This window comes from Bythopirellula superficialaquae (assembly GCF_059632245.1).
On the sequence record NZ_CP197426.1, the window covers coordinates 1,230,472 to 1,247,755 of the forward strand.

The 17,284-nt window shown below is 55.0% G+C and carries 16 protein-coding genes; 9 read left to right on the forward strand and 7 right to left on the reverse strand.

Annotated features, from left to right (window positions below; genetic code table 11):
* Positions 1-45 precede the first annotated feature (45 nt).
* The gene (gene holA, locus SH678x_RS05100; protein WP_496921807.1) at positions 46-1,143 is read right to left on the reverse strand and encodes a DNA polymerase III subunit delta; all 1,098 of its coding nucleotides are present in this window, start codon (positions 1,141-1,143) and stop codon (positions 46-48) included.
* Between the two features lie 431 nt (positions 1,144-1,574).
* Between holA and SH678x_RS05105 the strand changes: the two genes are divergently transcribed.
* Positions 1,575-2,924, forward strand: a complete 1,350-nt coding sequence (locus SH678x_RS05105; RefSeq protein ID WP_496921808.1) for a matrixin family metalloprotease — start codon at positions 1,575-1,577, stop codon at positions 2,922-2,924.
* Here SH678x_RS05105 and SH678x_RS05110 read toward each other — a convergent pair.
* The 3 genes from SH678x_RS05110 to SH678x_RS05120 all read right to left on the reverse strand — a co-directional run bounded on the left by SH678x_RS05110 (position 2,917) and on the right by SH678x_RS05120 (position 5,558).
* Positions 2,917-3,279 (reverse strand): hypothetical protein, encoded by a 363-nt coding sequence (locus tag SH678x_RS05110; RefSeq protein WP_496921809.1) that lies wholly within the window; start codon positions 3,277-3,279, stop codon positions 2,917-2,919. The two genes, SH678x_RS05105 and SH678x_RS05110, sit on opposite strands and share 8 nt — an antisense overlap.
* Positions 3,276-3,455 carry a hypothetical protein gene (locus SH678x_RS05115; protein WP_496921810.1) on the reverse strand — a complete coding sequence of 60 codons (180 nt, stop codon included), beginning with the start codon at positions 3,453-3,455 and terminating at the stop codon, positions 3,276-3,278. Before SH678x_RS05115 ends, SH678x_RS05110 begins: the two co-directional genes overlap by 4 nt.
* Positions 3,456-3,836: 381 nt before the next feature.
* A complete protein-coding gene (locus tag SH678x_RS05120) occupies positions 3,837-5,558 on the reverse strand; it encodes a hypothetical protein (protein ID WP_496921811.1) in 1,722 nt (573 codons plus the stop codon).
* Positions 5,559-5,857: 299 nt separating this feature from the next.
* Here SH678x_RS05120 and SH678x_RS05125 point away from each other — a divergent pair, with 299 nt between their 5' ends.
* The 4 genes from SH678x_RS05125 to SH678x_RS05140 all read left to right on the forward strand — a co-directional run bounded on the left by SH678x_RS05125 (position 5,858) and on the right by SH678x_RS05140 (position 8,640).
* Positions 5,858-6,160, forward strand: coding sequence for a hypothetical protein (locus SH678x_RS05125; protein ID WP_496921812.1), 303 nt, complete (start codon positions 5,858-5,860; stop codon positions 6,158-6,160).
* A 410-nt stretch (positions 6,161-6,570) separates the two neighbouring features.
* Positions 6,571-7,848, forward strand: a complete 1,278-nt coding sequence (clpX, locus tag SH678x_RS05130) for an ATP-dependent Clp protease ATP-binding subunit ClpX (RefSeq protein WP_496921813.1) — start codon at positions 6,571-6,573, stop codon at positions 7,846-7,848.
* 211 nt (positions 7,849-8,059) lie between these two features.
* Complete coding sequence (locus SH678x_RS05135; protein WP_496921814.1) at positions 8,060-8,275, forward strand: antitoxin family protein; 216 nt, start codon at positions 8,060-8,062, stop codon at positions 8,273-8,275.
* Positions 8,276-8,277: 2 nt separating this feature from the next.
* The gene (locus SH678x_RS05140; protein ID WP_496921815.1) at positions 8,278-8,640 is read left to right on the forward strand and encodes a type II toxin-antitoxin system PemK/MazF family toxin; all 363 of its coding nucleotides are present in this window, start codon (positions 8,278-8,280) and stop codon (positions 8,638-8,640) included.
* A gap of 14 nt (positions 8,641-8,654) precedes the next feature.
* Here the strand turns inward: SH678x_RS05140 and SH678x_RS05145 are convergent, their stop codons facing one another.
* Both SH678x_RS05145 and SH678x_RS05150 read right to left on the reverse strand, forming a co-directional pair.
* The gene (locus SH678x_RS05145; RefSeq protein WP_496921816.1) at positions 8,655-9,269 is read right to left on the reverse strand and encodes a hypothetical protein; all 615 of its coding nucleotides are present in this window, start codon (positions 9,267-9,269) and stop codon (positions 8,655-8,657) included.
* A gap of 113 nt (positions 9,270-9,382) precedes the next feature.
* Positions 9,383-11,026: an NAD-dependent malic enzyme gene (locus SH678x_RS05150; RefSeq protein WP_496921817.1), complete on the reverse strand. Its 1,644-nt coding sequence runs from the start codon at positions 11,024-11,026 to the stop codon at positions 9,383-9,385.
* Between the two features lie 281 nt (positions 11,027-11,307).
* Between SH678x_RS05150 and SH678x_RS05155 the strand changes: the two genes are divergently transcribed.
* Positions 11,308-12,603: an adenylate/guanylate cyclase domain-containing protein gene (locus tag SH678x_RS05155; RefSeq protein WP_496921818.1), complete on the forward strand. Its 1,296-nt coding sequence runs from the start codon at positions 11,308-11,310 to the stop codon at positions 12,601-12,603.
* A gap of 4 nt (positions 12,604-12,607) precedes the next feature.
* On the opposite strand, the gene SH678x_RS05160 is transcribed toward SH678x_RS05155, so the two are convergent.
* Positions 12,608-13,198, reverse strand: a complete 591-nt coding sequence (locus SH678x_RS05160) for a DUF1559 family PulG-like putative transporter (RefSeq protein ID WP_496921819.1) — start codon at positions 13,196-13,198, stop codon at positions 12,608-12,610.
* Between the two features lie 171 nt (positions 13,199-13,369).
* On the opposite strand from SH678x_RS05160, the gene SH678x_RS05165 reads away from it, so the two are divergent.
* The 3 genes from SH678x_RS05165 (at position 13,370) to SH678x_RS05175 (ending at position 16,742) form a co-directional block, all read left to right on the forward strand.
* On the forward strand, positions 13,370-14,467 hold the full coding sequence (locus SH678x_RS05165) for a hypothetical protein (protein ID WP_496921820.1): 1,098 nt from the start codon (positions 13,370-13,372) through the stop codon (positions 14,465-14,467).
* A 318-nt stretch (positions 14,468-14,785) separates the two neighbouring features.
* The gene (locus tag SH678x_RS05170; protein ID WP_496921821.1) at positions 14,786-16,237 is read left to right on the forward strand and encodes a diguanylate cyclase domain-containing protein; all 1,452 of its coding nucleotides are present in this window, start codon (positions 14,786-14,788) and stop codon (positions 16,235-16,237) included.
* A gap of 94 nt (positions 16,238-16,331) precedes the next feature.
* Complete coding sequence (locus tag SH678x_RS05175) at positions 16,332-16,742, forward strand: hypothetical protein (protein ID WP_496921822.1); 411 nt, start codon at positions 16,332-16,334, stop codon at positions 16,740-16,742.
* The last annotated feature ends 542 nt before the right edge of the window (positions 16,743-17,284 follow it).

A 17,284-nucleotide genomic window follows, 5' to 3' on the forward strand; every position in this document is an offset into this window, starting at 1 on the left:
GAAAACCCGCCGCCAGCAGGCAAGATGAATGAGAAACCGGCGGTGCTAGCGCGAAGCGGGCCGATTGGGGGCGGCTTCTTTGGAGAGTCGCACGATCAGCGTTTCGATAACACGGCGGGCACGGTCTTTGGTGGAATTGTGACCTTTGAGTTCCAGGTCGGCTGCTAGCAGCCAGTGATAGAGTTCTTTGGCGCGGGGCCGACCGATCTGTTTGAGCTGGTTTTCGGCCGTGCTCATTTTGAACACGGGCATGCCGCTTTCTTCGAGGGCGGCACGCAAAGAAATCGAGCGCCGTTGCTGTTCGGCTTGCTCGTAGCAACTGACCGCCGCGGCGAAGCGGCGCAACGTCGAAGCCATTTGCGGCAGCAGCGCGTGAGGTTCCTCGCCCGCGGCGAGCAGACGATCTAGTTGGTTGAGGGCTTCGGCGGCTTTGCCATCGGCCACGGCGTCGATCATGTCCCACGTTTTGCGGACCCGCCAACCGCCGACATGCTCGCGGACGAGATCGGCGTCGATGATTCCCTTCTTCTCGGTGAGCAACGCCAGGCGCGCGATCTCTTGAAACAGGATGCCCGGCTCGGGGGGAATTAAGTCGACGAGCAGGTCCACGGCGGGACGTTTCAATTCGACCTGATGCTCGCGCTTCGCCACATCGATTAACCAATCCTTGAGCAGCTTGGTGAACGCGGTGAGCTCGGCCCCTTTTTCGGGGACTTGGCAGGTGACCGTCAGGCCGCTCTTGGCGACCGCTTTGGCCAGTCGTGTGTTGCCGGGCCAACTGGCGACTTCGAGAATCAGCACCGCGCCGGTGGGGGGCTTTTCGACAATCGCTTCGAGTTGCTCGCGGTATTGTTTAACAAACGAATCGGCTTCTTCGATGATCACGACCCGGTCGTCGCCCCCGAAAAGGGAGCGCTCGCTCAGCGCGTCGAGCACGTCGCGGAGCTCGGCCGATTTGCCTTCGAGGATCTCGGCACCCAACTCCGCATCGTCCCCCAAGAGCGCGCGAACCAGGGCCAGGCGGACTTCGTGCTTCAGAAAGGCGTCGTCCCCCACTACGGCGGTCACGCCGCTGGGCTTAAATTCGCCCGGCGACATGAGCACTTTGAGGGCGGGCAGGGTGGTATCAGCGGCTCTGGCCATGCTGACGTTATATCTCTTGCGGGGGGAGAATGTTAGCAGTGACGGCACCGATTGGTGGGGGGGACCAAGTTATAGCGATTTTGCTTACCGAGTCTTGGCGGGGGATTCTGCCAAATACTTGTTGGGGTCGCGGTGGGCGACTATCCTAAAAGGTGCCCTGTGAAGAGGGAAGATTGGTCCTACCAACAGCGTTTTGGAACTTTGAGGCAAGTCTCGTGAACTGACAACGACCGCGTTTTAAGACCGGTCGCAATAACATCTACTCGTCCGTGGCGGCGCACCCTCTGTTGTCGCATGGTGTCAGGGAATGAGTGGCTGTAAGTTCTTCGCGCGGAATGATCCGACGCGTTGCCTTCTGAGTGGCGCACCGTTGAGCAGGACATGAATGCCTTGGCTAATCATGCTCCTTTGATTCTCTAACGGATGAACTAATGCCTTACGCCACAATCCGGGCTTTCTTTCTCACGCTCGCGCTCTTGGTCGCTGTCGGTCCGACAGCGGCATTTGCATGTGACCAATGCGGTATGCCTCAGACGGTCTCGTGCGTGCATCAGAATATTCTCGATTTCTTCCAGACGGGTGAAGGGGATGCCCCGGCAGCGTTTGTTGCAGGAAGCGGGTTCACGACGACGGCTTCTGGATCGCGACCCGCGGGTGAATCGGCAACGCTGACCTGGAGCCTTGTCGCCGATGGAACGGGGATGCCCACCGGGCAAGGAGAGCCTAATGCGCCGAGCAACCTGATTGCATTTCTCGACAACATTCATCACGGCGGGGCAGGGCCGGGTGGCAATGATTACACGCAGCGGGCGTGGTTCAACTTAATCAAGTCGGGACTCGATCGTTGGGATGCGATCTCGGGTTTGCGGATTCGTTATGAATCCAACGACGATGGCGCAAATTTGGGCACACTCACGGGGAGCTTAGGACGGCGCGGTGATATTCGCATTGGTGGTCATTATATCGACGGCAACGTGCGGCCTTCGGTGTTGGCCTACAACTATTTTCCCAACAATTCCGACATGGTGATCGATACGTCGGAGGTGACACTGCTGGGCAATGCAGGGGGGAACTATCTGCGGTTTCGTAACATGATCATGCACGAGGTGGGGCATGGTTTGGGATTGGACCACACGGCCTCGTCGGATAGCCGATTTCTGATGGAAGCCAACTTGGATACCAACATCGACGGGCCGCAGTTTGACGAATTGTTGGGTGTGCATCATTTGTACGGAGATCGTTTTGAAGAATTGGGCGGTAACGACACTGTCGGCAATGCCACGAACTTAGGGCTGCTACCTAAGCATCAATCTTTCAAGCTTGGTGAAGACGCGGTCGATCGCACGATTGCCCCCACAGACGTCGATTTTCTGAGCATCAACAAAAGTGCCGATGTCGATTATTTTAAATTTACGGTGGATAAGGAGGGGGTCCTCGATATCATGCTCACCCCCGTGGGACCCAGTTACATGGCGGGCTCACATGGCGGAACCCAAAGTTTGTTCAATGCCTCGGCACTGAATGATCTGACGTTGTTTCTTTACGACAGCACGGGCGTAAATCTGTTAGCCTCGTCCATTGTGGGTGGTCTGGGCGTGGCCGAGAGCATTCTTGATTTCAATGTTGCGGGTGCGGGGAATTACTTCGTGCGCATTGGCGGCACGATGAACGTGGCGCAGATGTATCAACTCGATATCGCGCTGATTCCCGAACCAGCGGGAGTGGTGTTGGTGCTGGTGGGGATGGCAGTTGTGGGCGTGCGGCGACGGGTGTTTAGTTAAGTTCTAAAGTCTTGGCTTTATAGTCAATTGCCAAGTATCGCCCTGCCAGCAACATCGTGCCCAGCAGTGGGAACTTTCCATCGTTAGCAATGGCCTGCGTGCGGCGAATCGTGCCAAACCAATCGAGATAGCAAGAGTAGGTTTCCAGTTCAACAGTGCTGCCATCGGCCAAAGTTGCTTCCGTAGTCGTCGCTTTGCGAAGTCGAAGTCGGATGATTTCTTGACGTGGTATCACCAACGTGCCGTTGAACGCAGTATCAATCCAAACGGTAAGCGACTCTTTGGCAGCACCTCGCTCGCCAGAAACAAAAATTGTCATCAAGGCACGTAAGGCATCGTCAACTTCTCCGATCACAGCGCGACCACTCCCAAATGCAAGGCAGTGGGCTGACCGATTTGGAGTGTAAATGTTAGTCGATCAGGAAATGCGTCGAGAGCTGCATTGACCGCGTCGTCGAAGTTGTCGCCTAAGAAATACTTTCCTGATTCTGGCTCGATAGTAATAAACTTACCGAGGTTGGTGCGTTCCATGTCAGAGCGAAGTTGCGAGTCATAAAGGGCTTTTGCTCGTTTTATGACAGATTGAGATATTGCTGAGATCATCGAGAATGGCCCTTCGCAATTAATGGAAATGAGTTGGTCGATTGCAGTCTATCTAGCAACGTAGCGCTTATTCCTAGGTCAACCACTCCATAACGAATAATAGTCGAATTATATTATTTTGTATGTATTAATCTACGCAAATTCAAGCTGCACGCTAACAAGTAATCATGACGATGGGCCTGTCGCACCGCAAAAGGAAATTGTGATGCATCCTGGCTCGCAGATTTCAGCCACAACGCCTGTTTGGAAAATTACCATTAAGGCCGGTCAAGAGTTTTCTGATCGCTGAAGAATTTCAACTTATAGAATTCAGTTTCCCACCGATGGCACACCAGTAATCGGTCGCACATTGCGCAACGTGCCTGTGGGTTGTGGCCGATCGAGGGCCAGCGGTTCGGGCGTTTGATACGTTGCCACGTTGCCGGCGGTGTCGCGGGCTTCGAGTCGTAGATAGAATCTGCCCGGGACGTGGCGTTCGATTCGCCAGACGTACGAGCCTGTGTTTTCCAATCCAGCTGCGACGGTCGACCAGGGCCCGTTGGGAAACGAGCTGTAGAACAATCCAATCGGACGGGCATCGAGATTGTCGTCGTCGGCTTGCCAACGAATTCTCAGGTGATCGGAGAGATTTCCTTCACCCGGTTCAGCGGCGAGAATTTTGGCGACTGGCGGTTGCAGGTCGACGTTCACTATAAGTTCAGGCTCTGCGCCGGAGTGGGGCGGGGGGGCACTCACGCCGTTGGCTCCTTCGACCAAAATGCGAAACCCAAACGTGCCGCCATTGGGAACGGTGACACGTACTGGCGTGCGATTGTCGGGATCGACGCCGTAACTTTGCCAGGTTTTGCCGTTGTCTTGGGTTCCCCAGAGTTCGATTTTCGCGACACCCCAGGGGCCGACTTCTTGCAGGTCGTATTCGACGTCAAACGTCCGAGCGTTCACCAGCAAGGGCTCACCCGGGTTGCGACCTTTCGCTTCCCAGCTTTCGTCGTCGATCGGGGGCAAGGCCTTTGGAGCTTCCGCGGCAGGTTGATTGGCGTCGATCAAACTCGGAGCGAAGGTTTCTAATACGGTCGAATTTTCCGAACCATCCACGGCAAACTTGGCCAAGGTGCGGCGGGCCGTGTGAGAGTCGCTGGCGTTGGAATACGGATTGTCGGCGGGTGGTAAATCGGCGAGTGACGTTGCCGTCGATTGGGCGCTACTATTTCGATTTTTTTCAAGCAATTGATTGCTTGCGGGCCAATCTTGCGCGGCTCGGGCCGATGGCGAACCTGTCGAAGCGATGTTGGGAAGCATTGCCGCGGGTGACGTTGATTGCACAGGCGATGATGACGCGGAAACCATCGTTGTCGCTTGCCCACGTTGGCCAGCGCCGTCGGCGATCGAGCCGCGTACTTCGATCTCGCCACTGTTTTCTGGCGGTGACCAACGCGCTGTCCCGGAGACGCGACCTGCTTGTGAAATCTCGGGCGGCCCGACGTGCACGTTCGTCCATAAGCCGCCAGCAACGCGAGCTTCGAGGATCAGCGAAGTCGTTTGGAGATTCGCATCCAAGGCATCGTAGCTGATCGCGATTTGATGATCGTTTTCACGCGAAGCGGACAGCGTGAGTTGCGGCTGGCTAGTGTCGATCACCAAGTTCAACTGAGGGATGACTTGCGCCCCGCCGAGCACTTGGCCTTTTGCATCGAGATGGCGGAGGGCAAACCAATAGCGGCCATCCTCAGGGGCGTGATAACTGAAACCTTGGACATTGGGCTGCGCAGATTGCAGCACGCTCCAGTCGTTGGCTCCCGTGCGCGAGAGCAGCAACTGGACCTGGGCAATCTCTTTGAACAGCGGATCTTGCTGGTTAACTTGATACGGAATGAACAACGTGGGCTGCTGCCAGTAAATGGCTTGCAGTTGTGGAGTGACTTGCGCGATCGCGGAATACGAACTCAACAGGCAAACGCTCAGACAGCTCAGGGCGCAGGCGATGCGCTTAAGCAGTGTTCGTAATTCGGATTGAGCTGTTGTCTTCTGCATATTCGATTAACAAAAGTCCTAGCCGGAGGGCCACGCCCTCCGGTCCTCGGGGCGGACACCACGAGTGCGCAGTGTCCCCCATCTCCTGGTATCGGAGCGACGCGCCGAGGGCTTGAAGTGGGGCCAGACGCGTGAAATTAGGCGAACTTTTCACGCTTTTCCGGGAAATCGGGTTGCGTAAACTCTCGGGCCGACACACATTTCTGGACTCAAGCTAGCGAGTCGCCCATAATAGAAGAGCCAGAGAAATTCGGAATAGCGGGCAACAGAGGCAACTGGCTTACGAAGGTGGCACTCGCGTGGGTGCCTTGATTGTTATGAACAGTGAAGAACTTCAATCACTCACTCAAGCAGCGTTGTTGTTTGCGGCCGTGTTTGTCTTGACCGCGATTGGCGTCGCGATCGTCCGTCGATTTCGCAGCACCAAAACGGACGAGGTGGCCGAGAGCAGCGAACTGATGACCCGCTTTCGCGATTTGTACGATGAAGGTGGTTTGAGCGACGAAGAATTCCGAACAATCAAGAGTAAGCTAGCAACAAAACTACGATCAGAACTGAAGGAAGTTTCGGCTTCGACGGGAACGAAATCGGCTGGAGGTTAGGAATGCTAGCAGGCCGTGTTGACAGCGCTCGGCGCGAAGCTGAGTGCTGAATGCCGCGTGCGAAAACTCTGCGGGCCGTGCGGGTTATTTCCCTCACAACGGCTCGCAGTAAGAGTTGCCGACAAAAGCGCTTGCTACGGTTGTTCGGTAAGAGTGCGTGCTAGTAAACCACCCCCCCACGGATGGCCGATGAACGAGTCACGTTGAAGCTGCGTATGATACCCCAGACTGACTTGCTCGGCTGAGCGGACACGGATGCCCCGCCAGGTATGATAAGGTAAGGTCCAGTTGCCAGCGTCATGTGACGTTGGACAATGGGCTGACTCCGCGAGCGACACCTTGATGAATCGCGCGAATCGCGTGGGCCGGTGATGCCCCATGCGGTGAGCACCCCTCGGAAGGAGACTTGCATGCCTGTGGGTAAAGACCTCGGCGGACGACGCGGAAGCACCTCTAAGAAGAATGCCTTCTGTTCGTTCTGTCGCAAAAGTTATCGTGACGTTGGACCCTTGGTCGAAGGACCGGGCGACGTCTATATCTGTGGCGAGTGTATCGAGCTCTGCCAATCGATTCTCGATCAAGAACGTAAGCGTCGTGGCTCGAGCAAGCAATTGTTCACCCGCGTCCCCAGCCCCCGCGAAATCGTCGCCGAGCTGGATGAATACGTCATTGGCCAAGAAGCCGCCAAGCGCGTGCTCGCCGTTGCGGTGCACAGCCACTACAAGCGGTTGATGGCGGCGGAAGAAGAATCCGATATCGAAATCGACAAATCCAACATTTTGCTCGTGGGCCCCACGGGTTGCGGCAAGACGTTGCTCGCCCGCACCTTGGCCCGCAAGCTCAACGTGCCGTTTGCCATCGGCGATGCGACCACTTTGACCGAAGCCGGTTATGTGGGCGAAGACGTTGAGAACCTGCTGCTGAAACTTCTGCATGCGGCCGACTTCGACGTGGAAGCCGCCCAACGCGGTGTTTTGTACATCGACGAAATCGACAAGATTGGCAAGACGAGCCAAAACGTGTCGATCACTCGTGACGTGTCGGGCGAAGGCGTGCAACAAGCTTTGCTCAAGATGCTCGAAGGGACCACCGCCAACGTGCCTCCGCAAGGTGGCCGGAAGCATCCCGAACAGCAGTACATTCAGATCGACACCACGAACATCCTGTTTATCGTCGGCGGTACGTTCGACGGCATCCAAGAAGTCATCCGCAAACGGATGGGTCGCCGCATGATGGGCTTCGGCCAGTCTGGCGATCACGCCCGCGAGATGGGCCTTGGCGAAACGCTCGCCAATGTCACGCCGGACGACTTGGTCGAATACGGCATGATTCCCGAGCTCGTGGGACGCTTGCCGGTGGTGACCGCCTTGCAACCGCTCGACGAATCGTCACTGGTTCGTGTGCTCACCGAACCGAAGAACGCCCTCACCAAACAGTATCAGCATCTGTTCTCGATGGAAGAAGCTGATCTGAAGTTCACCGAAAAGGCCTTGTCGGCGATAGCTCGCCGAGCGGCCGAACGGCAGACGGGTGCTCGTGGTTTGCGTTCGATCATCGAGAACGTGATGCTCGACATCATGTTCGAGTTGCCTGACCAACCGCGCGGCAGCCGGTACACGATTACCGACGACATTGTCGATGGCCGCGAGAAGTTGTTCAGCGAGCCACCCCAAACCAAGATCGCCTAGATGCGTTTCAAGAGTGCGTGTCGTTCAATCCCGCGGATCGGCTGTCGTCTTGGATGACGAAGTTTGCTGCGGGGGTAAAGCACGCACTAACGGTTAACGGGCCCGGGTTTAATTACCCGGGCCCGTTTTTTTGTTGGCACCACCGTAAGAGCAAGAAACTTATCTGGAGAAATCGATCATTACCGTGTAAAATGCGATCAGAGGTCAATCTATGAAAAAGATACGCGCCATTTTCCGAGACGGTAACCTTGAGCCGCTCGACCCCATCGATCTACCGGAGAATACTCACCTCACGGTAGCGTTGCTTGACAGCGACGACGTGTCGGCGGACGCGATTTTGGAACTGGCGCGCAATGAGGCAGCTTTTGACTTCCTTGCTGACCCGCGTGAAGACATCTACACAGCGTCCGATGGTGAGGCTGTGTAGAAATGGTTCAGCAACGGCAGCTTCGCCAAGGCGATATCGTGCTCGTGCCGTTTCCCTATGCTGACTTAACAGGAAGCAAAATGCGGCCGGCAGTCGTGGTTTCGGGGAATCCCCAATCTTTAGAACTGATCGTAGCGTTCATCACCAGCGTCTTGACCAACCGCTCGCCGCGCGGAGCGGAAGTCGAACTGCTGCAATCCGACCCGGAGTTCCCGGTTAGTGGACTCAAGGTCGATTCACTCATCCGGTTGGATAAATTGGTGACGCTCTCGAGCAACACCATTTCCCGGCGGCTGGGAACAGTTGGGCCTACGACTCAATCTAAGATTAATGCGATGCTGCGGCGGGCATTCGATCTGCGGTAACTTTGCACAATGTGTCAGAGTTTAACTCGCCGTGTCCTAAGTAGAGACATAGCAAGAATATTTACGACGCCCAATCCTAAGGCTGAAGGTTCGGGAATCGTTGCTACCAGAATCTCGGACTGAGGATAGATGATTTGTGAACAATTGGCATGCCATCCGTCAAGGAATCTTGGGTCGATTGCAGTGTAGGCTATAGCGGATGAATTAAATGTGTATTTACTATTGTTGGGTAGCTGCCAAATTTCGTAATCATTTCTCCAAATTATTTCGTACGTAACGTGTTGAATAGTTGCCTGTAATGATATGGCCTGAATACCGCTTGCCTTACTCGAAGGATCGATAGGAATGTGAATGCCGTCTGTAGTAGTAAATACTTCCTCTGTTATCAACATTCGAGCTTTGGGATTAGTAGGCGAGAAAGTAAAGGGATAGGCACCAGTTACATGCACTTCGTAGTCAAGGATGTTATTCATTGACAACTGGCCGATAGTTCCGTCAGTTTCTATAAACCCTTCAGTGATTGCATAGCCGTCATCTAAAGATACTGGCAGGACTTTGTATCGGATTGGTGCCGCTTGGGCTGATTGAATTGCAAGACTAAACGCCAATAAAGCGAATGCAATTGTCACAGATTTTAGTCGCCATTTTGTAAGTAGTTGGCATATCATAACTGAACCGATTCGAGTGGATTAAAATGGGTATCAAATAACATTCGCAACCAGCGGTCGCGGCTTTGTGGTGATCATGCCAGCTCGCTGTAGCTCGCGTTGTACACCAACCCCCGGATGAAGTCTTCCAGATCCTTTGGGCGAGTGATCCTTGCGAGATTCTGCTCGAACACCACTTCTGCCACGCGGGTGGCGATTTTGATTTCGACTTCCAGAATGTTCGCTTGCGGTGGGTAGAGTGTCCCTTGCGCGAGTTCCTCGGGCGTGACTTGGTCGGCCAGGGCGTGGGCGGCGGCGATGAACATTTCGTCGGTCACACGCTTGGGATTCGTGGCATAGATGGCCATCCCCACGGCTGGGAAGATGTAGAAATTGTTGGCTTGCCCCGGGACGAACGTTTTGCCGTCGAGCGTGACGGGGGGAAACTGGACGCCCGCAGCGTAGATCGCTTTGCCTTTTGACCACTTATACGCCGCCTCGGGGGTACACTCGGCATGCTCGGTGGGATTGGAAAGGGCCAAAATGACGGGGCGATCATTCAGCCGGGCCATCGCTTCGATCACTGGCTGTGTGAACGTGTTGCCGACCGTGCTGACGCCGATCAGCACCGTAGGTTGAACGGATTCGATCGCCGCGACCAAATCACGACACGGCGCGTGGGGATGCGCGTAGGGCTGCTGGAAATCGAACAGGTCTTTGCGGCTGGGTTCGAGCAATCCGTTGACGTCGAACATCGAAATTCTGGCCTGAGCCTCGGCGAGCGTGAGTCCTTCGGCAACGGCGGCGGAGGCGATGAGTCCCGCGAGGCCGATTGCCGCGGAACCGGCACCGAGAAACAGAATCCGCTGATCGCGAACTTTGCCCCCTTTGATTTTGAGCGCGGCGAGCAAACCGGCGAGCGTGACGCTGCCGGTCCCTTGGATGTCGTCGTTGTAGCAGGAGACTTTGTCGCGATAACGCGCGAGCAGATGGACGGCATCGCTGCCGGTCCAATCTTCAAAGTGGATGCAGCAGTGGGGAAAGACTTCTTGCACGGCGTCGACAAACTCGTCGACGAATTCGACTAGCTTTTCAGTCGTGGGGCGGGGCTGTTTGAGGCCGAGGTAGAGCGGGTCGTTGAGATAAGCTTGATTGTTCGTGCCGGCATCGAGGTACATCGGCAGCAGCCCTTGCGGGGGGACGCCGGCGCAGGCGGTGTAGAGTTGCAACTTACCAATGGGAATGCCCATGCCGTTGGCGCCCAGATCCCCCAGGCCCAAGATGCGACCACCGTCGGTCACGCAGATCACGCGGACGTCCTTCACCGGCCAATTCTGGAGCACTTCTTTGACGCGGCCTTTGTGCGTGATGGACAGGTACATTCCGCGCGTGCGGCGGTAGATGTGGCCGAACTTCAAACAGGCTTCGCCAATCGTGGGATCGTAGACGATGGGCAAAAAACGCTCAGGGTCGGACATCACGGTCCGATAAAAGAGTGTTTCATTGTGATCAAGCAGCCCAGCCAGATAGATATAGCGCTCCAGGTCCGTCGTCTTGTGGCCAAGCTGTTGTAGGACCCGTTTAAGCTGCAAGTCCTCGGATTCGGTCACTTCGGGAATTAGTCCGGTTAACCCTAAAGCCTCGCGCTCGGCTGCGCTGTAGGCCGTGGCTTTATTGAGCGTGGGATCGTGGAGGAGTTCGATGCCGCGTTTGCTGCTCTTGGAGGGATTGGTTGGCATGACGAAGTCCTTTTTCGTGCTTGGCAACAAATTGTCAGATGAGGTGATCAGAATTTAACCACACAGCCGAATCGTTTGAAATGCCAACCCTGAACTGACTGTGATGACCCCCCGTTTGTCATCCGGCCTGCTCAGATTTTTCCAAATTGGAATAATCGTGACCAAATCTGGCGGCATTGTTGAGTCTCCGGAAAAATCGCTAGAGTTTTCGTGTGTCGCATCTGCTATCATGGGGAAGATCGCCTGCTCGACAATTCGCCGCTCTTCCACTCAGGTACAGCATGCCGTTGCTTCCGCCTAGGTTTTCCGATTGGATCAAAGCGAAACTGGACAATTGTTTCGCGTTGCCTCCCAATATCGAGCGCTATGATCAGCGCAAATACTACTCGATGCTGATCGCCAACTTCATGGCGTTCGTGTTGCACTTTGCTTGGATATTCGTTTTCGCGTCGTTGGGTTTCACCCTGTTGAGCGGTATCAACATTGTCAGCACGCTCATCTTTCTGTTCTGCATCGTCTTCCTGCGCTCCACAGGCATGATCCTGTTAGCAGTGCTGATCGGCATGACCGAGGTGGTGGTTCACCAGGGAATCGCCATCTATTACCTGGGTTGGGACTATGGCTTTCAATACTTTCTACTCGTCATCGTGGCCTTTGCCTTCATGATGAATTTCCAGCCCATGTCGATTCCTATCGGTATGTTTTTGGTATCGCTCTTTTCATTCCTCGGATACTATTACCATGTTCAATATTGGCTCGTTCCCCACGTCGACCTAGGTGAGGTTACCCAGGAAGTCTTCCTGATGGCCAATGTCACCACGGCGTTCACTATTCTGGCCATCATGTCGTACGTCTACAGCGAGGCCGCACGCAAGGCCGAAGCAGCCCTCGACATCGAGAAACAAAAGTCGGAAAAGCTGCTGCTCAATATTTTGCCGGCACCGATTGCCCAGCGGCTCAAGGAAGACAATTGCATCATCGCCGATCATTTCGATTCGGCGACCGTCATGTTTTCTGATATCGTCGGCTTCACGGCGATGTCGGAGAAGGTTTCGCCGACCGAGTTGGTCAGTTATCTCAATCGCATGTTCTCGGCGTTTGACGATCTGGCGGCAAAGCACGATTTGGAAAAGATTAAGACCATCGGCGATGCCTACATGGTGGCGGGGGGATTCCCCGAGAAGCGAGCCTGTCATGCCAAGGATGTTTCGCGGATGGCACTCGAGATGCTCGAAGTTGTCGAAAAGTTCAACGAGGGGGCTGAGTATCCCGTGAGCATCCGGATCGGCATTCATACCGGGCCTGCGGTCGCTGGGGTGATCGGCATCAAGAAGTTCGCCTACGACGTATGGGGCGACACGGTGAATACGGCCAGCCGGATGGAATCGAGTGGCATGCCAGGGCGAATCCAACTTTCCGAGTACGCGGCATCACAGTTGGAAAATGACTTCGTGATCGAAGAGCGCGGGCTGGTCGAACTCAAAGGCAAGTGCCAGATGAAGACGTACTGGCTCATAGGCGAGCGTAAAAAGGTGCATAGCCCGGAGCTTGTGGCTCATCAGAGGACCATGGTTTAACCCGTTACTTGGGAAAGTAACCCATACTCGTATCGAATCGCCCGCCGATGTGAGGTCCTTCTTCATTGGCGAACATGCCTTGCTGGGCGAGGTGCGACATCTCGGGGCCGACGTACCAAGGTTCTTGCGGCATGCTTTCGTCGAGCAGTTTGCGGTCGCCGAGATTCCAACCGTATTCCAGCAGCGGTCTGCCGTTCTCATCGCGATCGACCGTGAGGACGTAATGGCAAAAGCCGATTTGCGGGAAGCGGCTGTCGAAGTCTTGCTGGAAGGGACAATTCATAAGCGGCGGGCGGGGCAAGTTGTCGCCGACTTTGAAGCCACCTTTCATGATGTCTGATAGCGGTCGTTGTTCGATCCAGGGGAGCAGGTCGACCGTCCAGCAGTGTGGAAGGGGAAAGCGCTCCTTGCTGCTGATAAACTGCGAGAGAGCCATTTGGAGCTGACGAACATTGTTTTCGCAGACAGTTTCGTCAGCACGCGCGCGGGCACGCTGCAGGGCTGGCAAGAGGAGACCCATCATGATTCCCATGATGAAGATCACGACCAAGAGTTCGATCAGCGATGCTGCTAGCCTGTGATTCGAAACACGCATGACTGGTCGCCTAATTTATCGGCAAAAACGAGCCGAAATCGCCGTTCCGTGGGATTCCGTACAGCAAGATGAACTTGCCGAGCACTTTTGTTCACCAAAAAATGCAGTCGCTGGCTAAAATAGAAATTCGGCCAGTCGGCCTTTCCTCGGAACAGCGAATTTAAGAGTGCCATGTCTTTTCGTGGGTCGATCCTCGTGTGCGCCTTTGTGTGGCTGTGGGCTCCTTGCGCGCATGCATTGACCGTTGACGTTCGGCTGATGTGCCAAGCGACCGGCGGGTGCGGACCGGGTGACTTTTTTATCGATCACCCCGAGGCGCTCACGGCTTTGCAGTTTGCGGTGAAGGCTTTTGAGCCATTTGGGGATTCGCTCTCAACAATTCCGGCAAGCCCCGCTTGGACAGCGAGCTTTAGCGATCCCGACACGGGCAACGGTACGACGTTGAGTAATCTGAGTATCCCGGCGAACGCCTTGGTGCTGTACGCTGGCGGTTACGACATGCCGGGAAGTCAGGTGGGTGAAGCCGGACCGGGTTTAGGGACGGTTTCGCTCAGCCGAGGGCAGGGGACCGTGATTGGGGCGGGCGCTTTCGATTTTGCCACGTGGGGTGGATCGATTGCGTTTGACACGCTCAACAATGGTTCGCCACGGAATTGGCACTTTGGGATCGACACACAGCCCGGACCAGGGCAAGTCGATTTTCTGACGATTGCCTTTCACGAACTCGCGCATGTGTTTGGGTTTGGCTCCGCGCCGTCTTTTGACAATCTGGTAACCGATCATCGCTTCGAAGGTGTGTCGGCGATTTCGCTTGCGGGCGCGGGGGTCGCCTTGACGACCGATAACAATCATTGGGCTTCAGGCACAATTAATCCTTTGATCCTGGGTGAACAAACTACGGCCATGACGGCATCGTTGTTTTTGGGACGAAGACAAGTTTTCACGCCGCTCGATTACGCGGCACTCAAAGATTTGGGTTGGCAAGTTCCGAGTAAACTTTTGGGTTTGCACGGCGACATGGACGGTGATGGTGACGTCGACGGTCGCGATTTTCTCGTCTGGCAGCGGGGCTTGGGCGATGCCGACGGCAATCTCATTACAAATGATTATGATCTTTGGTTGTGGCGGCAGAACAATGGGCGCCGCCTTGCCGCGAGCTTGTTGACGGCGAGTTTTCACGTACCCGAGCCGAGCGGGTTAGCCATTGGTTTTCTGGCTCTGTTATTTGGCAGCTTTATCGCTCTACGGCATCGGGACGATGCCGGCTAACGTGTTGATTAGCTTCTTTTTGCGCAGCGGAACCTCGTTTTTTTCGCAGTCGCTTGCGGTGTGATAACCCCCGCAATCGTTTCAACCCTTCCAATGTGGTCGGGGGTTTACCTTTAGTACAGTTACGCGCAATTGATCGGGGATTAACCACGGATATGGTTCGCAAGCACTCAATAATTGGTTTGACTCGAATCAAGACCAACCTATTTTAGTGCGGGGCAGGAACTGAAAATGTTCTAAAAGAAGCGAAAAGCAGCGACCCCGTCTGGTTCGCCACGAGCCAGCGCTGTCAAGTAGCCATTTGCCTGGAGTACTAAGATGTTGCTACCGTTGGGAGTTTCGCTCCAATATGTTTTGATGGACGCATCGCTAGCTTTAACCGCGTTTTGCGTTGGATTTGCCGGTGCTTACTGGTATCTCCGCCATTGTTGCGTGGTGGGAGCCAGCGCCAGTGATAGTTCCAATTCTGCCAAACACGAACAAAGTATCATCGACGCCGAGCGGGCCGATATGGCCGTGCAGCAGTTGAAAGACTTGGCTGCTCACGTGGCGTCGGATGTCGGTGCCCACAACCAGATCGTCACGGTTCTTTCTGACCGTTTGGAGGCGATTCGCCCTGAATCGATTAACGCCTCGTCGGAGGTGACCGCGGCACTTGCGGAGATTTTGCAGGCCAATCAAAAGCTGCAGGTACGTCTCGTCGACGCCGAAAAGAAAATTCAATCGCAAGCGGAAGAGCTGAGAACACAACAGACAGAAGCGCGGACCGATTCGCTCACGAAGCTGGCGAATCGCCGTGCATTCGACGACGCCTTGGACCGTGGTGTAAACCGCTTCCGCAAAGATGGTCGGCCCATGTGCTTGTTGCTGTTCGACGTCGATCACTTCAAGAAGTTTAACGACACCTATGGCCATCAAGCCGGTGACGAAGTGTTGCGACAAGTGGCTAATACTCTTAGCAAGAATGCCAAATCCACCGATCTGGCCTGTCGTTACGGTGGCGAGGAATTTGGCCTTGTGATGCCGAACACGACGATCACCCAAGCCCGGATCGCTGCCGAGCGAATCCGCGAAGCCATCCAGGCTACGCGGGTCAAATTCGATGGGAAATCCCTGAACGTGACCGCCAGTATGGGGGTCGCGGAGATCACCAAGAGCGACGATGCAGCACGCTTAGTTCGTCGTTCTGACGAAGCGATTTATTGTGCGAAAGATAACGGCCGCAACCGTGGCTATTGGCACGACGGCGACAGCAGCCTGCCGCTGGATAATCCTGGCCAACCCAAAATCGCGAATGAAAAGTTTGCCGCATACAAGCAGTTGCCTGATCAAATCGCCTTCGCGATGGAACTCCAGCGTCGCGTTTCAGAAAGCCAGCGCTACGCCCAGCCCCTGACAGTCATGTATCTCAAAGTGGTGGGCTTCAGTGCCTTGGAACGAGAATTCGGCGATGCCCTGAGCGACTTGCTTCTCGATAGCGTTAGCCAATTCGTCGGTGGTGCTTTGCGTGAGATGGATTTGCTCGGCCGAATGTTGCCGGGTGAATTCATAGTTATGCTCCCAGGAAGCCAAGAACGGGAAGCCACGGTCGTGGGCAATCGAATTCAATCAGCTCTTGCTGGCTGTTCGATTCCCTTGGGAACCACGAAGATCACGCTGCAAGTGAGCGTGGGCATCGCTGCCCTGGAACCCGCCGACAATGCCGAGACGTTCATCGAACGTGCCAAAGAAATGGTTGGTACGAGCCAGAAACTCGTGACGGTCGGTTAAGTTTTGGTACAAGATTTCAGCAAGCCGCGCCATCTTGTAACCGATTTCTGATCGGGGCAAGGCGGCGCGGCTTTTTACATGTTACGATAGAAGCGTGCCCACAACTTCTCCAGATTTTCGATTCAGCCTGGGTTCGCTCTTTGCGGCGATGACTCTCTTCGCTCTGTTGTGCGGCGTGGCCGTTTTTGTGCCCATCGAGATTAGCCATCTGCTCATCGGACTGTTCTGGTTAATTGCAATTAGCCTGCTTCTTTTGGGCATTATCATGGGAAGCGGTGATCGCCGCGCGTTTTGTGTTGGGGCATTCGTGGTGTCTGCTTCGGTATGGACCGATCTTGGCGGCCGCTTCATGTTGGGCGTACACTACTTTTACGACATCCTTTCGCTGGGCCAGGGCGTGCCGCTCGCCGCGATGCTGTGGCTCGATCTGGCCGTGCTAGCGGGAACTGCCGCTGCCGTTGGCTGGCTCTGTGCGCGAGCGCGGACGTTTTTCGAGGCCGAATAATCGGCAGCTTTTATCAAGGCTCTTCCCCTGGCGAGGCCAGCTGCGGGAAAATGATTTCTGGGCCCCCTTGCCAGCCGGCGTCGTATCACTAGAATTCTCGTTCCGCCGCTCAAGTGCGGTCGGAAACAGGACGACAAAAGGGGAAAATTTCGACAGAATACCCCTTTGACAGTCTCAAGGAACTTGCTACTATTTGAAGTTCCCCATGAGTGGGCGGGAGACAGTAAGGTGAGCCATCTTGCTGTCTCCTGTTCATTCAACAGCCAAGTTTCTTGGCGGTTGGTGAAAAGGGTTGGCCGATAGGGCCACGGTTGCTGAAGAGTTCCCTTAGCTGGGGAGCCTGGAGGCGGCCGAATGATCTTTGACAATTTGGTGAATTTGAATTGTAAGAGTGGCATCTGATTTTCGAATCAGGCCCGCTCGGTGGACTTGTTCCCTTTTGCAGGGAGAGCAGGGCGTCGAGCAGTAGGGGTCTGAATCGAATCTCCTTTGTCCTTAGATTACAAGATTTTTTTCGAGCGTTACTCCCAGACACGCAGCCA

Bases quoted from the DNA above. Each gene is read 5' to 3' on its own strand.
- holA (WP_496921807.1), bottom strand. From the start codon at position 1,143: ATGGCCAGAGCCGCTGATACCACCCTGCCCGCCCTCAAAGTGCTCATG.
- SH678x_RS05105 (WP_496921808.1), top strand. From the start codon at position 1,575: ATGCCTTACGCCACAATCCGGGCTTTCTTTCTCACGCTCGCGCTCTTG.
- SH678x_RS05115 (WP_496921810.1), bottom strand. From the start codon at position 3,455: ATGGAACGCACCAACCTCGGTAAGTTTATTACTATCGAGCCAGAATCA.
- SH678x_RS05120 (WP_496921811.1), bottom strand. From the start codon at position 5,558: ATGCAGAAGACAACAGCTCAATCCGAATTACGAACACTGCTTAAGCGC.
- clpX (WP_496921813.1), top strand. From the start codon at position 6,571: ATGCCTGTGGGTAAAGACCTCGGCGGACGACGCGGAAGCACCTCTAAG.
- SH678x_RS05135 (WP_496921814.1), top strand. From the start codon at position 8,060: ATGAAAAAGATACGCGCCATTTTCCGAGACGGTAACCTTGAGCCGCTC.
- SH678x_RS05140 (WP_496921815.1), top strand. From the start codon at position 8,278: ATGGTTCAGCAACGGCAGCTTCGCCAAGGCGATATCGTGCTCGTGCCG.
- SH678x_RS05150 (WP_496921817.1), bottom strand. From the start codon at position 11,026: ATGCCAACCAATCCCTCCAAGAGCAGCAAACGCGGCATCGAACTCCTC.
- SH678x_RS05155 (WP_496921818.1), top strand. From the start codon at position 11,308: ATGCCGTTGCTTCCGCCTAGGTTTTCCGATTGGATCAAAGCGAAACTG.
- SH678x_RS05160 (WP_496921819.1), bottom strand. From the start codon at position 13,198: ATGCGTGTTTCGAATCACAGGCTAGCAGCATCGCTGATCGAACTCTTG.
- SH678x_RS05165 (WP_496921820.1), top strand. From the start codon at position 13,370: ATGTCTTTTCGTGGGTCGATCCTCGTGTGCGCCTTTGTGTGGCTGTGG.
- SH678x_RS05170 (WP_496921821.1), top strand. From the start codon at position 14,786: ATGTTGCTACCGTTGGGAGTTTCGCTCCAATATGTTTTGATGGACGCA.